The sequence below is a fragment of the Nocardioides sp. R-C-SC26 genome (assembly GCF_021246465.1).
Taxonomy (GTDB): Bacteria; Actinomycetota; Actinomycetes; order Propionibacteriales; family Nocardioidaceae; genus Nocardioides.
The window spans coordinates 1-312 of record NZ_JAHRHK010000084.1 but is presented as its reverse complement, the minus strand read 5'-3'; the positions used below and the strand labels follow the sequence as shown (position 1 = coordinate 312).

Below are 312 nucleotides of genomic sequence, written 5' to 3'. Positions count from 1 at the left end.
CCGATCTCCGCGGCGGCCTCGTAGTCCGGCTGGTCGGAGAAGCCCGTCCAGGAGTTCACGACGTCGCGGTTGCGGAACTTGAAGTAGGCAACGCCCTTGCGACCGGGGATGTACCAGTCCACGGCCTTGCCCTCCGCGCGCAGGCGCTCGGCGAGGCGCTCGGCCCCCTTCAGCACGCTGGAGGAGTAGGCGCCGGCCAGACCGCGGTCGCTGGTCACGACCAGTACCGCAGCCCGAGTCGGGTTGTCCTCCTCCTTGGTCAGCGGGTGGCGACGTTCTCCAACGTCGACCACCCGCTGACCAAGGAGGAGG

1 protein-coding gene is annotated in these 312 nt (G+C 69.2%); it reads right to left on the bottom strand.

The window, feature by feature from the left end; translation table 11 throughout:
- A partial coding sequence (locus KSO97_RS17535) for a F0F1 ATP synthase subunit gamma (protein ID WP_232682071.1) occupies window positions 1–293 on the bottom strand: 293 nt, incomplete at its 3' end.
- Between the last annotated feature and the right edge of the window lie 19 nt (window positions 294–312).